Genomic DNA, 1,713 nt, shown 5'->3' on the forward strand with positions numbered 1-1,713 from the left:
ACTCCTAACTAAATTAAAACGAAATTATCAAATAATTATTCTGAAACTTTGCTCCAGCAACGGGTCTGCCACTCAGAGCCGGGGGTAAGGGGATATTGCGTCGCTGATCTCCTGCTTCCACAGTGACTTCTGGCCCATATTGAGTAAGCTTGACCTGCTTTTTATCAAATCCTGGCAAGAATAGGCGTACCTGACGATTGTGGATGTCTATTTCAATTGGTTTAGGAGCTTGTAGCGCTTGTGCTTCAAAGTTGGGTAGGGCGTCTATCAATGGTTGCCAGTCACCTGTTGGCGAGTCGGGAACGACGCTCACAGGTAGAGGTATAAATTCCTCTGACAGGTTGACATTCGTTTCAGTAGACACAAGCAGAACACCACCGACAGTTAAACCGATTTGTTGAGCGCTACCCCACAAATAACGAGCATTTGCTACCTCAAGGGGATCTCCTGTAGTTACTAAGAAAGCAGCGAGACGCTTAGGATCGGCAAGAGCGGCTCTCCCTTTTTCTAAGAAATTATTGACTTGGTTAGTAGGCCCTGCAAAGTTATCTGCTGTCCAATTTACATTGAAAAAACTGCTAATCAGCGGTTGAATCAAGGGCGATTCAGTAATCGTCTTCCCCAAATCGGAGTTGACAAACAATTGCCGAAATCGCCGGACATACCAACTCAGAGATTCTGGCAAGCCCAACATTCGCAAGGTTAAAGAGTCACCCGTGCCATCGTAGACGATCGCATCATATTTGCCACTGGCATCATATTCGCGGATAGCATTCAGGGCTAGGGCGTTGTCCATCCCTGGTAATACTACCAGTTCTTGACCAAAAACCTCTTTGAAGATGGGGGTGCGGAGGTATTGCGCCTCAAGTTTCTTTACTTCGTCCCAGTTGCGTTCTAGTAGTACAGATGCTTGAAACTGGACTGCTTGCAAATTAGGAGCGATTTCCTGGGGGTCGGCAGCAATGGGAGTACCCAGCAGGATTTGCAACGTTGGTTCTGCTTGTCCTGCTAGGAGTACACGCTTGCCTTGACTTGCCAATAATTTGGCTGCGGCGATCGCAATTTTGGTACGAGCGATGCCGCCTTTGCCCAAAAATGTCAATATTAGAGCCATTACTTGATTCCTATTTTCACCGCCGAGCTTTTCAATTCCAACTTAGCACTCAACAAAGACTCTCAACCTGTGCTTTAAAATTCAGATGCCAAGAAAAACCCGGCTCTAAGTTTTTCACAACTACACAGGTTTGATTTCATCTTCAAAAAACCAAGTGGAATAATTATCGTCAAAGAGCACCACTACACCGATTCCACCACCATCGGTGACTTTGTAGCCTTGGATGATACCCACTTGTCCGAGTTTTTTCACAACTGGGGGAGAAACGCGATCGCGCAAACGATAGACTTTAACCTTTTGTCCGATTTCCATGCCTGATTACAATGCAATAAACCAAGTCTCAGTGTAGCGGAAACCGTGACTCTGCTCTCACAAATTCAGTAGAGATGAGGGAGATGAAGAAGAAAATTCCCAATTCTTGACTTCTAACTCCTGACTTAACAGCTTAAAATTAAATCAACAACCAAGCAGGTCGATACCCATGTTTGTCACAGTGCAACAGGCATTGGAAGCGCAATTGTCCTTGAAACAAGAACAGATGCGATCGCAACGGTTGGTGGAACATTTGCGATCGTTAGGAGTTAATCCAGATAGCTTGA

2 protein-coding genes are annotated in these 1,713 nt (G+C 45.4%); both read right to left on the minus strand.

What is annotated here, in order from left to right; genetic code table 11:
* Positions 1–13 precede the first annotated feature (13 nt).
* Positions 14–1,114, minus strand: a complete 1,101-nt coding sequence (locus tag RRG12_RS43900; protein WP_420762055.1) for an ArsA family ATPase — start codon at positions 1,112–1,114, stop codon at positions 14–16.
* Between the two features lie 120 nt (positions 1,115–1,234).
* Positions 1,235–1,426, minus strand: a complete 192-nt coding sequence (locus RRG12_RS43905) for a DUF2862 domain-containing protein (protein WP_069069023.1) — start codon at positions 1,424–1,426, stop codon at positions 1,235–1,237.
* Between the last annotated feature and the right edge of the window lie 287 nt (positions 1,427–1,713).

Source organism: Nostoc sp. CALU 546, from assembly GCF_048836525.1.

Excerpts from the sequence above, each read along its gene's own strand:
- RRG12_RS43900 (WP_420762055.1), bottom strand. The coding sequence starts at position 1,114 with ATGGCTCTAATATTGACATTTTTGGGCAAAGGCGGCATCGCTCGTACC.
- RRG12_RS43905 (WP_069069023.1), bottom strand. The coding sequence starts at position 1,426 with ATGGAAATCGGACAAAAGGTTAAAGTCTATCGTTTGCGCGATCGCGTT.